Origin of the sequence: Tenacibaculum amylolyticum (assembly GCF_964511145.1) — a bacterium.
Lineage (GTDB): Bacteria > Bacteroidota > Bacteroidia > Flavobacteriales > Flavobacteriaceae > Polaribacter > Polaribacter amylolyticum.
This window is the reverse complement of record NZ_CAZEFZ010000018.1, coordinates 49,341-65,097: the sequence shown is the minus strand read 5'-3', so window position 1 is coordinate 65,097 and position 15,757 is coordinate 49,341. Positions and strand designations below refer to the sequence as shown.

The 15,757-nt window shown below is 30.1% G+C and carries 13 protein-coding genes; 3 read left to right on the top strand and 10 right to left on the bottom strand.

The window, feature by feature from the left end; translation table 11 throughout:
- Positions 1-161: 161 nt before the first annotated feature.
- The 10 genes from hpf to ACKTTC_RS07505 form a co-directional block, all read right to left on the bottom strand.
- A complete protein-coding gene (hpf, locus tag ACKTTC_RS07550) occupies positions 162-470 on the bottom strand; it encodes a ribosome hibernation-promoting factor, HPF/YfiA family (RefSeq protein ID WP_408039199.1) in 309 nt (102 codons plus the stop codon).
- 5 nt (positions 471-475) lie between these two features.
- Positions 476-1,363, bottom strand: a complete 888-nt coding sequence (locus ACKTTC_RS07545; protein WP_408039198.1) for a tyrosine-type recombinase/integrase — start codon at positions 1,361-1,363, stop codon at positions 476-478.
- A 73-nt stretch (positions 1,364-1,436) separates the two neighbouring features.
- A complete protein-coding gene (gene rpsU, locus ACKTTC_RS07540; protein WP_348713124.1) occupies positions 1,437-1,634 on the bottom strand; it encodes a 30S ribosomal protein S21 in 198 nt (65 codons plus the stop codon).
- Positions 1,635-1,774: 140 nt separating this feature from the next.
- Positions 1,775-3,157, bottom strand: coding sequence for an alpha-amylase (locus tag ACKTTC_RS07535; RefSeq protein WP_408039197.1), 1,383 nt, complete (start codon positions 3,155-3,157; stop codon positions 1,775-1,777).
- A 255-nt stretch (positions 3,158-3,412) separates the two neighbouring features.
- Positions 3,413-4,570 (bottom strand): acyl-CoA dehydrogenase family protein, encoded by a 1,158-nt coding sequence (locus ACKTTC_RS07530; protein ID WP_408039196.1) that lies wholly within the window; start codon positions 4,568-4,570, stop codon positions 3,413-3,415.
- 33 nt (positions 4,571-4,603) lie between these two features.
- Positions 4,604-5,485, bottom strand: a complete 882-nt coding sequence (locus ACKTTC_RS07525) for a ComEA family DNA-binding protein (RefSeq protein WP_408039195.1) — start codon at positions 5,483-5,485, stop codon at positions 4,604-4,606.
- A 17-nt stretch (positions 5,486-5,502) separates the two neighbouring features.
- Positions 5,503-7,080, bottom strand: a complete 1,578-nt coding sequence (locus ACKTTC_RS07520; protein ID WP_408039194.1) for an alanine/glycine:cation symporter family protein — start codon at positions 7,078-7,080, stop codon at positions 5,503-5,505.
- A gap of 90 nt (positions 7,081-7,170) precedes the next feature.
- Positions 7,171-8,070 carry an SDR family oxidoreductase gene (locus ACKTTC_RS07515; protein WP_408039193.1) on the bottom strand — a complete coding sequence of 300 codons (900 nt, stop codon included), beginning with the start codon at positions 8,068-8,070 and terminating at the stop codon, positions 7,171-7,173.
- Complete coding sequence (locus ACKTTC_RS07510; protein ID WP_408039192.1) at positions 8,070-9,074, bottom strand: potassium channel family protein; 1,005 nt, start codon at positions 9,072-9,074, stop codon at positions 8,070-8,072. Before ACKTTC_RS07510 ends, ACKTTC_RS07515 begins: the two co-directional genes overlap by 1 nt.
- Positions 9,071-9,292 (bottom strand): PspC domain-containing protein, encoded by a 222-nt coding sequence (locus ACKTTC_RS07505; RefSeq protein ID WP_408039191.1) that lies wholly within the window; start codon positions 9,290-9,292, stop codon positions 9,071-9,073. Before ACKTTC_RS07505 ends, ACKTTC_RS07510 begins: the two co-directional genes overlap by 4 nt.
- 107 nt (positions 9,293-9,399) lie before the next feature.
- Here ACKTTC_RS07505 and uvrA point away from each other — a divergent pair, with 107 nt between their 5' ends.
- The 3 genes from uvrA to ACKTTC_RS07490 all read left to right on the top strand — a co-directional run bounded on the left by uvrA (position 9,400) and on the right by ACKTTC_RS07490 (position 15,569).
- Positions 9,400-12,222: an excinuclease ABC subunit UvrA gene (gene uvrA, locus ACKTTC_RS07500; protein WP_408039190.1), complete on the top strand. Its 2,823-nt coding sequence runs from the start codon at positions 9,400-9,402 to the stop codon at positions 12,220-12,222.
- A 210-nt stretch (positions 12,223-12,432) separates the two neighbouring features.
- Positions 12,433-12,864, top strand: a complete 432-nt coding sequence (locus ACKTTC_RS07495; RefSeq protein WP_408039189.1) for a hypothetical protein — start codon at positions 12,433-12,435, stop codon at positions 12,862-12,864.
- A 5-nt stretch (positions 12,865-12,869) separates the two neighbouring features.
- Positions 12,870-15,569, top strand: coding sequence for a CHAT domain-containing protein (locus ACKTTC_RS07490; RefSeq protein WP_408039188.1), 2,700 nt, complete (start codon positions 12,870-12,872; stop codon positions 15,567-15,569).
- Positions 15,570-15,757 lie beyond the last annotated feature (188 nt).

Here is a 15,757-nt window from a genome sequence, read left to right as displayed (position 1 = left end):
AGGGACTCGAACCCACGACCTGCTGATTACAAATCAGCTGCTCTAGCCAGCTGAGCTATATCGGCTTTTTGTTTAAAAAAACAATCCGTTATTTCTAACGGACTGCAAATGTAAAAACTAATTTCGAATTTGTAAAATTTTTTTAGTTTTTTTTTATTCTTTTATGAAACTAATGTTCCTCTCTGTTTTTCTTTTGATTTCTTTAACTGTCTTTTTAACGACTCCACACCTATACTTACTCCTTCTTCGAATGTCTTAGTTGTCTTCTTCACAATCAGCTCATTACCTGGTATATTAATTTTTATTTCCGTTACTTTATTTTCTTTATCGCTTGTTTTTTGCACCTTTAAAAAGACTTCTGCGTCTACAATTTTATCATGAAATTTTTCTAAACTTCCAACCTTCTTCTCGATAAACTTAACTAAATCTCCATCTACTTTAAAATTTACGGATTGTGTGAATACCTTCATAATTTTCAATCGTTTTGTTCGCTCCTAGGATGAGCTTTGTTAAACACTTGTTTTAATTGTTCCAAGCTATTGTGAGTATAAACTTGGGTTGAGGCTAAACTTGAATGTCCTAGTAATTCTTTAACCGAATTTAAATCAGCACCTTTATTTAGCAATTGGGTTGCGAATGTATGCCTAAGGATGTGCGGGCTACATTTTACTTTGGCTGATATCATACTAAAGTAAGAATTTATTACCCGATAAACAAGTGTTTCATAAATTTTATTTCCCTTTGAAGTCACGAAAAGAAATTCATTTTCTACCCCAATTTCTTTTTTCAATTTAAGGTATTTTTCAATGCTCTGAATAACTTCCTCTAATAAAGGAACCATACGTTCTTTATTCCTTTTCCCTAATACTTTTATTCTTTTAAATGCATAATCTAAATCTGCCTCTTTTAAATTTATTAGCTCTATTCTTCTAATTCCTGTAGCAAACAACATATCTACTATCAATTTATCTCTCACAGATTCGAAATCATCTCCTTGGATTGTAGCCAATACTTTTTCGACTTCAGCAAAACTAAATGGTATTTGTAATTCTTTTTTTACTTTCAGCGATTTATGTTTTGCTAATGGATTAGTTGTTATTTCCTCTATTTCCTGTAAATACTTATAAAAGGTTTTTAAACTACTAATTTTCCTATTAATCGATCTATTATTAACTCCTTCGTTTACTAATTCAACAATCCAGCTACGAATTTGATTATAATGCACATCTTTTATATTATCATCTTCAAAATGCACAATACAAAAATCTTTAAAAGCTATTAAATCTGTTTTATAAGCTCGAACTGTATGCTGGGAATACTTCTTTTCTAACAACAAATACTCTGAGAAGGAATCTATATACATATGATAAATATAGTAAAAAAGAAAACCTGTACTAGCTGTACAGGTTTTACTTTATTTGATTAAGAAGTGTAGACTATCCTACTTCTTCTTGTGTTCTTAATCTTTGGATGTAAGATGCTTTAATTTTTTGAGCTCTTTTCGCCACAGATGGTTTTGTAAATTGCTTACGCGCTCTTAACATTCTCATTGTCTTCGTACGATCGAATTTACGCTTGTAACGTTTTAAAGCTCTATCGATATTCTCACCTTCTTTTACTGGAATAATTAACATGTTTTTGCACCTCCTTTCATATGTATCTTTATATTTTTAATATTTAAAGTATTATTAACTTACTTTAAACAATGTGTTTACATTTTTTACGGGCTGCAAAGATACATATTAATTTCTAATTTCCAACCAATCTAAAATTATTATTTTGGAGACCAAACTGTATAACTTTTTGGTGGTGCTTGAATCTTCACCCATTTTCCTGCTTGGGTAACTGGCTCCCAATTTGAATGTCCTGTAAAATCTTTAATTCTAGTACTCGACCAGTTCGTTTCTACCCAACGCTCTTGCCATGAATTTGAATTATTGATATACACAACTAATCCATTATTATTATAACCATTTCTCCTTGCTACGTACTCATCATTATCTACATGTAAAATAGAAGTACTTCCTCCAGCTAAATTGTTATGAATCCATATTAAGTTATTTAATCTTTCTTTACTTAACCACTCTTCATAATCTCTATAGAATATAGTTGGATATCCTTCATGAGTAAGTATATATGCATAGGCTAACATTTTCCCTCCGTAAATTTCATCTGTATCGTGATTTGTCACAAAAGTTACAGCTTTAGTTCCTCCTCTTTTCCATAACATATCATCATTTAATCTATTTAAGTTATTTCCATCAAAAGCATCACGCATTCGATAGTAACAAGCAAAATCAAATGCTGTTGATTGAGCTTGAGTTGCCCACCAATCTAGTGTATTTACATTACCATCCCAGTATTCCCCTACTGAAAAACCACCTACTTCTTTATTCCATTCTTTAACTACCCAAGGTTCAAAACCTTTCACATAATCAAATCTCCAACCATCGAATCCCATTACGTTTTTATAGTATTTTGCTACACTATTTGATCTTTTCCACAACCAATCTTGCACATATGGCTGACTATGGCTTAAATCTGGGAACCCTCCAAAAACTCCAGAATCGCTATTACGGACATTATTCGGATGGAAATCGCTACTACTTCTAAAAAACTTTCCTGACAATGGATTAAAATCTGTATAATAAGGAATTCCTGTATATGGATTAGGCTCAATATCTCCTCCACTATTATGATTAATTACAATATCTGCAATCACACTTAATTGTGCATTATGAGCTGAGCTTATTAAACTTTCTAATTCTGCTTTAGACCCAAAACGCGTTTCTAAACTTCCCATTTGGTTATACTGTCCAAAATCATAATAATCGAAAGGATCATACCCCATTGACAAAGCTCCATTTTGTGCTTTTGATACTGGCGGCAACCAGATTGCATCTATTCCAGCATTACTCCATTGAGCCACTTTACCTTCTACTGTTTCCCACCAAGTACCTCCTGCTGGCACATCCCAATAGAATGCTTGCATCATAACTCCTGTCCCGATAGGTTTTAATCCTTGTCTTGAAGCTACGTTAAGTTCTGTTTTTGTTTTAAGACTTTCCTGTTGTGAATTATTTTCTAATACATCTTCATTAGCACACGAGTAATGAATAAACAGGATGATAATTAATAATCTTTGAAAGGTTTTCATTTGTATTTGGTTTATCATTTCAGTGAAGTTATACATACATTATTAAACCGCGAAATCGTTCTCGAAACGAAAACGATTTCGTGTTAATAAATTATATACTAAACCTAAAAAACGTTAAAGAAATATTGATTAAACAAACCAAAAAGGGTTTATTTAACAAAAAAGAGAGTAAACATAGTTACTCTCTTCATTTATAAATTAGAACACTGTTCTTTTAATTTTTGTTTAACACAAAAATTAATCACTAGTGATTAATTATGTAGCTGGCTTATACTCTTTTTTATCAATTATCATTTTTGCAATAATCTCTTTTAAGATTTCAGAGGTTCCTCCCCCAATTGGCCCTAAACGACTATCTCTAAACATTCTTGCTAAAGGATATTCTTCCATGTATCCGTACCCTCCTAATAATTGAAGTGCATCATAGATAACCTCATCTGCCATTTTAGTAGATAACAACTTACTCATACTAGCCTCTTTTACTACATATTGACCATTGTTCAATCTTTTAGTAATAGAATAATTGTATTCTTTGCACATATCTACTTTAGAAGCCATTTCAGCAATTGTATGTCTTAATGCTTGGAATTTATTAATTTTCTTTCCGAATGCCTCTCTTTCATTCATATACTCTAAAGCATATTCAACAGCATATTCTGCACGAGCATGAGCATTTACTCCCATTATTAATCTTTCTAATGCAAAATGTTGCATTATATATGGAAAACCTTTTCCTTCTTCTCCCATAAGGTTTTCCTTTGGAATGACTACATTATCAAAAGCTATTTCTCCAGTATCAGAAGCTCTCCATCCAAGTTTATCTAATTTTGTAGCTGAAACACCTTTTGTATCTCTGTCTATCACAAAAATACTCATCCCTTTGTGCTTATCTTCCGGATTTGTTTTAGCTGCTACTATTAAATAATCTGAGTATACACCATTCGTAATAAATGTTTTTGAGCCGTTGATAATATAATTGTCTCCATCTTTTACAGCTGTTGTTCTCATTCCAGCAACATCGCTACCTCCAAATGGTTCCGTAATACATAAACAACCAATCATTTTTCCATCTATACTTGGTGTTAGGTATTTTCTTTTTATACGATCGTCTCCTTCTTTTTTAAGGTGTGTCATTGCAAGATATGCATGCGCCCACATTGCCGCAGCAAATCCTCCTGAATTGATTCGTTGTAATTCTTCTAAGAAAATTACAGTATAAAATAAATCTAAATCTAATCCTCCATATTCTTCAGGTTGATTCAACCCAAAGTATCCCATCTCTCCAAATTTCTCCCATATAAAGCGATCTATAGTACCAGTCTCTTCCCACTTATCTATGTGAGGAACTACTTCTTTTTGTAAAAAGTCTCTAAAACTTTTACGAAATGATTCGTGTTCTTCAGTAAAATACATACTGTTTATAAATTTAATTGATTGTTTGTTTGTTTATTCTGCCTTCAAATATAAGACTATTCTATCGTATTTATTTTGAGGAAAATCTTTAATATTTCTTAATTCTGATATATTTTGAAGTTCTGCCACTTCATCTCTATACTCAAAAATCCTTTTACATAAATCGTAATCTATGTATGGTAACCTTAAAACTTCCTTAAAGTTTGCCGTGTTTACATTGATTTTAACTATAGTAGGCTTAGTAGTAATTTTAAATACTTCTGAAACTTTCGTTGCTACATCTTTATTTAATCCCCAAACTTCAAATAACTGATCTTCGTATGAAAATCCTTTTAATTTAGAACGATACTTAATAATTCGACCTGCTAATTTTTCCCCAACCCCATGAATCGTTTTAAAATCTTCTAGTGTTGCTTTATTTAAATCTGTAGTAGTAATACTTATTTCTGGCCGTTCTTTTGTTTTTGATGTATAGGCTTTTTTTACTTTTGATTTTTTTACCCAATCTGGGAACTTAAAGTAAGGAGCTATTTTATTTAATAAGCTATCGGAAACTTGAGTTACTTGTTGAAACTCTTTTGGAGAATTTACGTACTTATTCTTTTTTCTAAAAGTATGTAATCTATCAATTTCTTCAATTGACATTCCTAATTGATACCCTTTATAGTCTGATATGAAATTTGGGTTAAAAGGATAAATCTTAGGTTTTCTATTTTCTATTTCAATAGCACGTAAACTATCTATTTCTTTTTCATAAGCTTTAATTGTTTCAGAAATCTTTTTATCCTCAATCTCAGTAGGAGAAAAATCAATATAATAATATAAGATTTGAATAATAATGATTAACATTATTAAAAGCAAAATCCCATTTCTTTGACTTTTAGTGTACCAGAAATGGGATTTAATATTTTTCATTGTGTAATATTATTACATTACTTTTTTGCTTTAATAGCACTCATATATTTTTCTAATTCAGCTTTAACTTTAGGTGCTAGTATTACAATACCAATCATATTAGGTACCATCATTGCAAAAATCATTGCATCTGAGAATCCTATTACTGAACCTAAACTTGCAGCTGCACCAATAATAACGAAAATACAGAAAATTACTTTATACGTATATTCCATTTTTTTACTTCTTCCAAATAAGTAAGCCCATCCTTGGAATCCATAATAAGACCAAGAAATCATAGTACTAAATGCGAACAATACTACTGCGATTGTTAATACATATGGAAACCAAGAAATAACACTACCAAAAGCACTTGAAGTTAATAAGATTGCTTCTGCATCACTAGAAGGTCCAGCTCCTGTTAAAGAACCTGTAATAATTAATACTAAAGCAGTCATTGTACATACTACTACTGTATCTACAAATGGCTCTAATAAAGCTACCATACCTTCAGATGCTGCATATTTTGTTTTTACAGCAGAATGCGCTATAGAAGAAGAACCAATTCCTGCTTCGTTTGAGAAAGCTGCCCTTCTAAATCCTTGCACTAATACACCAATAGCACCACCTGCTATTCCTTCTGGACTAAACGCTCCATTAAAAATTTGAGCGAATGCATCTCCAATCATATTATAGTTAGCAAAAATTACAAATAAAGAAGCTGCAACATAAATTGCTACCATAAAAGGTACAATCTTATCTGTTACTTTAGCAATCTTCTTAATTCCTCCAATAATTACAATACCTACAAAAACAGCCATGATTAAACCAAACAACCATCCTTTACCATATAGGAAAGATTCTGTTCCTCCTGTAATACTTTGTACTATTTGAAATGCTTGGTTTACTTGGAACATGTTTCCTCCACCAAAAGAACCACCAATTACGAAAATTGCAAAAAGAGCTGCTAATACTTTTCCAAACCCTTCTAATCCTTTTGTCTTTAATCCTTTTGTAAGATAATACATTGGTCCACCATAAACAGTACCATCTTCTTCTATATCTCTATATTTAACACCTAACGTACATTCTACGAATTTAGATGCCATTCCTAAAAATCCAGCTACAATCATCCAAAAAGTAGCTCCTGGACCACCAATAGAAACTGCAATGGCAACCCCAGCAATATTTCCTAAACCAACTGTTGCTGAAAGTGCAGCGGTTAATGCCTGGAAGTGAGTAACCTCTCCTTCATGATCTTCAATAGCAATTGTTTCTATATGATCGCCATCTGTCAAATCCCCTGCTCCATGCATAGATTCGTGATGATCTATATCGTCGTATTTTCCTCTTACAATATTTATAGATGTAAAGAAGCCTCTTATGTTTATAAACTTAAAGTAAATTGTGAAATATAAAGCTCCAATTATTAACGGGAATAATACCCAAAAAACTTTAACTCCTCCTCCGAAATCTATTTGATAAAATATAAAATTAACAAACCAACCTGTAGCACTTCCAAATGCTTCATCAATTTGTTGATCTAAACCTTTTTCTTGAGCAAAGGTTAGCATCGGTGCTATAGAACATAACAACGTAAAAAGTTTTTTATTCATAATGTGTAAATAATAGTTCTGTTGAATTAGTAGCTCGCAATATCATAAAAAACTAATCTTTTAACAAGTTTTTGTAGTTAAAACTGAATTTTAGGTTAGTTTTTGTTTGAAAATTTGCAAATCTTTTTTAAAGGAATTAGGCATAAAACCAAGCTCTTTTTTTGTCTTTTCTAAATTAAATCCAGTCTTAGCTGGTCTCTTGGCTCTTTGGTTTAATGTTTCTGAAGAAATTGGTTTAATTAATGTTTTATCTAACTTAAAAACTTCGGCTATTTGTTGCGCTATTTCATAGACACTTAACAACTCATTAGAGGAAATATTAAAAACCCCTAACACATGATTATCAATAGCCAATTTACATGCTTCAGCTAAACTTTCAACATAAGTTGGCATTCTATATTGATCATTAACTATGGTAATTTCTTTTTGATTTTCTAATGATTCTTTCACCCATAACACAATATTGCTTCTACTCATGTCATACACTTGTCCATATACTAAAATGGTTCTTAAAATAGTGTAATTATTATAAGAGGTTGTCAGTAATTCTTCTGCTTTTAGTTTAGATTGCCCATAGTAACTTAATGGGTTAGCAATATCATCTTCTTTATAATATCCTTTCTTTCCATCAAAGATAAAATCTGTAGATAATTGTATAATATGTGTATTAAATTCTTTAGAAGCTATTATTAAATCGTCAACTAAAGTTACATTTATAGCATCGCATTCTTTTTGCGCATCCTCACACATATCTACTTGTGTCATTGCAGCCGTATTTACAATAACATCTGGTTTGTATATTGCTAATTTTTCAAATAAATCTTCTCGATTTGTAATATCAATAGAAACGTACTCAAAATCATTTCGTCCACTTCTATTCTCTCCTCTTGAAAAACCTATTACTTCATAATTTTCTTTTTCTTTAACTAATAAATTTACTAATGTTTGTCCTAGCAATCCATTACTTCCAGTAATTACAATTTTCTTCATTAAAATAATTCTCTCAGTTTATTGATCTGTTCTGGTCTACCTAATACAATTAAGTTTCCTCCAGCTTTGAGTTTTAAATCTGCTTCAGGGTTTATAATATATTCTTGATTTGTTTTCTTATATCCAATAACTGTACATCCAGTTTTTTTTCTCAGATCTAAATCTAAAATTGTTTTATTAATATATTCTTTTGGCAAGTCATTAATAGCAATTTCTTCAAGATTAGCTGTTGTATCTCCTTCAATAGTTAATCTATCTACAAATTCAATTACGTCTGGAGTTACCACTAAAGACGCCATATGAGCCCCACCTAGTTTATCTGGCATTATTACATTATCTGCACCTGCAATTTTTAATTTGCTGTAAGAACTTTCTTGTGATGCTCTACTAATAATTTTACAATCTTTATTCAATTGATTGGCTGTTAATACCACAAATAAATTATCTGCATCTGATGGTAACGCTGTAATAAGAAATTTTGCATTTTTAATTCCAGCTCTTAATAACACTTCATCTGTAGTAGCATCACCTTCTACGTTCAATATTTTGTCTGTATCTAGTAATTGTATTAATTCTTTATCTTTCTCTACAACCACAACATTTCTCTTATAACTAGAGAGTTTTGCCAGTGCTTGCTTTCCATTTCTACCAAAACCACATACAATTGTATGATTTTTAAGTTGTTCTATTTGCTTTTGCACTCTTTTGATTTTTAGTTGTTGAAAAAATTGTCCGCTGATTAAATATTCTGAAAAAGAAGATACAGCATATCCAAAAATAAATAAACTTGAAATAATTAAAAGTGTTGTAAATATTTTTTCTTCAGGTGAAAAAGGGTGCACTTCGCCAAAACCAACAGTCGTTACAGTAATTACTGTCATATAGACTGCATCAATAATAGAGTAATCAAACAGCAATAAATATCCTAAGACCCCAATTAGCAGAATTAGTGATGTAAAAAAAATAGCTTTGTATAATCTTGATCTTAAAACTACATTCATCATAAATCAAAAACTGAGCTACGTTTGGTATATACCTTATCTTTTAAACGAAGTAAAAAAGCCATTGTTAGATACAACCCAAACGATAATCCTACAGTTACAAAAGAAATGTAAATAAAAAATAAACGAATATTTACTGTTCTTATTCCCATTCTATCTGCTAATCTAGAAGAAACATCAAAGCCGTTTCGTTCAAAAAAATGTCGTATTGTATCTATCATTCTTTTCTAAATTTTATGCAAGATACATTTTAATTTATTTGTTATCAATAAGCATAAAAAAATCACTCAGTATTCTTTAAATTTGCTAATTGTCAAAAACTAACAGTTTGAAAGAACAAGAATTCATTGAAGTTTATGGAGCCAGAGCCCATAATTTAAAGAATATTGATGTAAAAATCCCTAGAGAAAAATTAGTTGTTATTACTGGATTAAGTGGTAGTGGAAAGTCTTCGCTAGCGTTTGATACGATTTATGCTGAAGGACAACGACGTTATATTGAAACTTTTTCTGCTTATGCACGACAGTTTTTAGGAGGTTTAGAAAGACCTGATGTTGATAAAATTGACGGACTTTCTCCTGTGATTTCTATAGAACAAAAAACGACAAATAAGAGTCCTCGTTCTACAGTAGGTACTATTACAGAAATTTACGATTTCTTACGTTTATTATTTTCAAGAGCTGCCGATGCTTACTCTTATAATACTGGTGAGAAAATGGTCAGTTATTCTGACGATCAGATAAAAGAATTAATCTTAAAAGATTTTGAAGGTAAACGAATTGCTGTTTTAGCTCCATTAATAAAATCGAGAAAAGGACATTATAGAGAATTATTCGAACAAATTTCTAAACAAGGTTTTGTTCGCGTTCGTGTAGATGGAGAAATTCGTGAGATTGAAAAAGGCATGAAACTCGATCGTTATAAAACACATGATATTGAAGTTGTTATTGATCGGTTGGTAATAAATGAAGATGCAGAAAAGCGTTTGGAAGAAACAATAAAAACTGCTCTTTATACAGGAAATAATATTTTAATGGTAATTGATGTGGACGATGAAAAACCTCGCTATTTTAGTAGAGAGTTAATGTGTCCTACCACTGGAATTGCGTATCCAAATCCAGAACCTAATACATTTTCATTCAATTCTCCTAAAGGTGCCTGCGATCATTGTAATGGATTGGGAATTACCAATGAAGTAAATCTTAAAAAAGTAATTCCAGATGATACTATTTCTATAAAAAATGGTGGAATTGTTCCGTTAGGAGAACAAAAAAGTAGCTGGATTTTTAAACAGCTTCAAACTATAGCTGAACGATACAAATTTAAATTAACAGATCCTATCAACTCCATTCCTAAAGATGCTTTAGAAGTAATTCTTCATGGAGGGAAAGAATCTTTTAAAATACAATCAAAAGCTGCTGGAGTAACTCGTAGTTATGAAATTGATTTCGAAGGAATTGTTTCTTTTATTCAAAATCAATACAAGAACACAGATAGTTCTTCTATAAAACGTTGGGCAAAAGGTTTTATGGATGAAATTCAATGTTCTGTTTGTGAAGGAAAACGTCTTAAAAAAGAAGCGCTTCACTTTAAAGTTCTTGAAAAAAACATTAGCGATTTAGCTCAAATGGACGTTATTGAACTTTCGAATTGGTTTGCTAATATTGATGGAAAGTTATCTGAAAAACAATTAAAAATTGCTTCTGAAATTTTAAAAGAGATTAGAACTAGAATTCAGTTTTTATTAGATGTTGGATTAGATTATTTAACCTTAGATAGAACTTCAAAGTCCTTATCTGGTGGAGAAGCACAACGTATTCGATTGGCTACCCAAATTGGTTCGCAATTAGTTGGTGTTCTTTATATTTTAGATGAACCAAGTATTGGTTTGCATCAAAGAGACAATCAGAAATTGATTGACTCTCTAATAAAACTAAGAGATGTTGGAAATTCTGTTTTGGTTGTAGAACACGATGAAGACATGATTAAACACGCCGACTATGTGTTAGATATTGGTCCTGGTGCTGGTAGACATGGCGGTGAAATAGTTAGTAAAGGTTCTTTTAAAGATTTAAAAGAACATGCAACTCTTACTGCTGATTATATTGCTAGAAGAAAACTTATTGAGGTTCCTAAAAAGAGACGTGAAGGTAATGGAAACACTATAAAATTATCTGGCGCTAGTGGAAACAACTTAAAAAATGTAACCGTTGAGTTTCCTTTAGGAAAAATGATTTGTGTTACTGGAGTTTCTGGTAGTGGTAAATCTACCTTAATTAATGAAACTCTTTACCCTATTCTAAATGCACATATTTATCGAGGTGTAAAAAAACCGATGCCTTATAAAAAAATAGAAGGTTTAGAACATGTAGATAAAGTAATCGACATCGATCAATCGCCAATTGGTAGAACTCCGCGATCAAATCCAGCAACATATACAGGTGTATTTAGTGAAATTAGAAGTTTGTTTGCTAAAACTCCTGAAGCTGCTATTCGTGGTTATAAACCTGGAAGGTTTAGCTTTAATGTAAAAGGTGGGCGTTGTGAAACTTGTCAAGGTGGTGGTGTACGTGTTATTGAAATGAACTTTTTACCAGACGTACATGTAGAATGTGAAACCTGTCAAGGAAAACGTTTTAATAGAGAAACTCTAGAAATTCGATATAAAGGAAAATCTATTTCTGATGTTTTAGAAATGACTATTAATCAAGCTGTTGAATTTTTCGAACATATTCCTAAAATTTATAGAAAACTAAAAACCATACAAGATGTAGGTTTAGGCTATATTACCTTAGGGCAACAATCTACTACTCTATCTGGTGGAGAGGCGCAACGTATTAAATTAGCTTCTGAACTCTCTAAAAGAGATACAGGTAATACTTTTTATATTTTAGATGAGCCAACTACTGGACTCCACTTTGAAGACATTCGTGTATTAATGGAAGTACTTAATAAACTTGTAGACAAAGGAAACACCGTTCTTATTATAGAACATAATTTAGACGTTATAAAACTTGCTGATTATATTATTGATGTTGGTATGGAAGGCGGTAAAGGTGGTGGAAAAATCTTAGTTACTGGTACCCCAGAAAAAGTAGCTACTCATAAAAAAAGTTATACTGCTAAGTTCTTGAAAAAGGAACTTGGTTAAATGTAAAATTACTTATCATTATATATTTCAAAAATCCAATGAGTATTAATTCATTGGATTTTTTATATCAACTAAACCCAAATTGTTTACTCATAATTTCAGTTTGATTACAAAGGTATTAGTACTATAATAAAATTTTATATTTGTGTTGGGTTACATTTTAAACTTTTAAGAACTTAATAGAAATATTATAACCTAAAATTTTAACCGATGAAAAAAAGCACTTCATTATATAAAGCATTAGTTTTATTCCTATTTTTTGTCTTATCTAGTTTTTCTCTACTTACAAAAAACATCTCTAAAGATGTAACCCGTAAGAGTAATACTACTAGAATAATAACTGTTACATATCCCAACGGTTTAAATTGGATAAAGAGAGAAAAAATGAGAAATCATTTAATCGGCAAACTCAATATAAAAACTGTTTTATCAATTGAGTTATGTTTCAATCCTAACAAAGAAATTATTGAATTTATTTCGCCTTCTCACACAACATTTGGCAATGATGATGATGACGAAGATGGCGAAGGAGGAGTAGACGGAGGAATTAATGGAATTAATAACAAGCTTAACGACGAAGCTAAATCTTGCGGAATGTCCAGTGCAGCATTTGGAATTCATTGTAATCCTTCTGGATTCTAATATAGATGAGTCTTTCTATTGTTAATAAAAAAACTATATACATTCTATTAGTTCTTTTTTTTTCGAAAAAAATTAGAGCTCAATATTCGTACGAAGAAATAGTATTTAATTCTGATACCATAAATTTTACTGAACATAAAGTTGATAGTATCTTAAATTCATATAAGACAAACGATACTATACAAGCTACGATAGCTCATAACTTTTCATTTTTCTTCTACAGAAAAAAAAAGAAATATGATTTAGCTATTAAATATGGTAATCGAGAAATTAAAGTTCTTGATTCACTTAAAACATATAACAATACGTATGCGAATGCTCTTTATAACTTAGGTAGATTCTACCATAAAAAACAAGATTATAAAGTAGCCGAAAACTATTACAGAAAAGTTATAGAAACAAATGTATTCCCTTTAAAAATTGGACAATCTTATTGTCAAATAGGTGATTGCTTTTTCAAAAAAGGAGACTACTATAAGTCAATTGATTTTTACTTAAAAGGAATTCCAATTATTGAAAAAGTCGCTCCTAGTTCTACAGTTATTGTAATGATTAATAAATTAGCTAATAATTGTAATAAAATGGATACAAAGTATGCTACTTCACTTGGAATAAGATATCTTAAAAAAGCAGATAGTATCATCAATACTAATCCTAAAAAAATTAAGAATACTCTTAAATTTTCAGCATACAATAATTTAGCTAACCTATACTCATTAAAGCATTATTATAATTTTAGTAAAGCCCAATACTATTATAAAAAGAATTTAGTTAATGCTTTAAAAGAAAATGACTCATTAACTATTGGCTACACTTTCTTAAACTTAGGAGAATTGTACCTCAATAAAGAAAAAGATAGCTCTTTATACTTTCTAAATAAAAGTTTACAATACGCTTCGTATGGAAAAACATATATATACGAGACTTACAAAAATCTTTCTCAGTTTTTTTTTCAGAAGAAAAAAAACAATGAAGCTATAATAAATATTAATAAATCTATAGCATCATGCTTTAAAACTGAAGCTATTCTTAATTTTAATTCAATAACAGAAAGTCAAATAATAAAAGTAAAAGACAAAAGATCTTTACTATTTGCATTAACGTTAAAATGTGAGATTCTCCTTTCTCTTTACCAGAAAACAAAAAATCAACGATATTTAAAAGCAACTATAGAGAATGTAGAATTTACCAATAAAGTATCAAAAGTTATTATAAACTTCAATTCAGAAAGGAAGACTAATTTTTTATGGTTAAATGAAGTTTCTACTATCTTTAACTTTGGTATTTATGCTAGTCAATTAATAAACAATAACTCTAAAATGTTTCAGTTTATGGAGGCTAACAAAGCTTTTCTACTAACTAGAAGTATTACGAGTAATAATGAAAAGCTAGCATTACCCAAACTCATCTACGAAAAAGACATACGTTATAAAAAGCTAATTTTTGAAAATGAAAACAACCTTAAAACTTCTAAAGATTCACTATTTAATCTAAAATTTAGATATCAGAACTTTAAAGACTCTATTAAGGATATTTATCCTAAATATTTTGAAAAAAGAAACAATATTCAACCTATTTCTTTAAATGAGTTAAAATTAAATTTAGACAGCAATACTGTTATTCTCTCTTACAGTTTATTAGAGAATTTCAATCAGAAGAAACTATTAGGCATTGCAATTTCAAAACAACAGACATATTCGTTTAATTCTAATGTATCTGAAAAAGAATTAGGGCTAATTCGAACCTATAAACAACTTATCTCAAAACCACTTAAAACAAAAAATCAACTCGAAAAATTTGAGGAAGTATCCTACCAATTATATGGTTTATTATTTCCTAACAAAGACATTAAAGATTTAATGCTTCGTAAAAATTTAATTATAATCCCTGATAATATTTTACAAAACTTACCTTTTGAAGCTCTTAACTCTTCCAATAACTCTTTACAATACTTGGTATTATCAAACAACATTAGTTACGCTTATTCGATGTCTTTTTTAAACTTTAATAAACAACTAAAAAGAAAACAAAAAACTAATTTCTCAGGATATGCTCCTATAAGTTTCAACAATCGTTTACGAGAATTAAAAGAAAGTAAAAAAGAACTCTCATCAATTAATCATTATATAAATGGAGATAATTATTTCAATAATTCTGCTACTAAAAGCAATTTCTTTAGCACCTCTATAAACTCTAAAATAATCCATTTAGCAACACACGCTAATATGTCTAATATTCCTATTATCTATTTTAAAAACGATTCTCTAAAACTAAATGAATTATACACATACAAAAACAATGCGGATTTAGTTGTTTTAAGTGCATGTGAAACAAATTTAGGAGAATTAAAACAAGGGGAAGGCATTTTAAATTTAGCCAGAGGTTTTTTCTATTCAGGTGCTAATTCAGTAATTTCTTCATTATGGAAAGTTAACGACGCCTCTACCTCTTATTTAATGAGTCATTTTTACAAAAACATTGCTAACAACGAATCTAAAATAAGTGCATTAAACAGTGCTAAAAGAACTTATTTAAAAGAACATTCTCTCTCTGAAACATCGCCATATTACTGGGCTTCTTTCATTCTTATTGGCGATACAACTCCTGTTTTTAAACCTCTAAACTTCCATTCATATCTTCTACTATTAATCCTCTCCTTTATCATTTTTATTTTTTTTAGAAAAAAATGGGTAACAAAAATTTAAACCTGTAACTACCTAGTAAGTAATTTTATATTGAAACATATTTTTTATTAAGACAATTTATAGGAAAGTAACTTGAAATAGCTTTCTATTCGTCTATTAAATAGTAATAATTTTTTTCGCGAAAAATAGACATACACCTTGAATGTCTTAAAATGATCAAGGATTCATCAATTTTTTAATTATAGAAT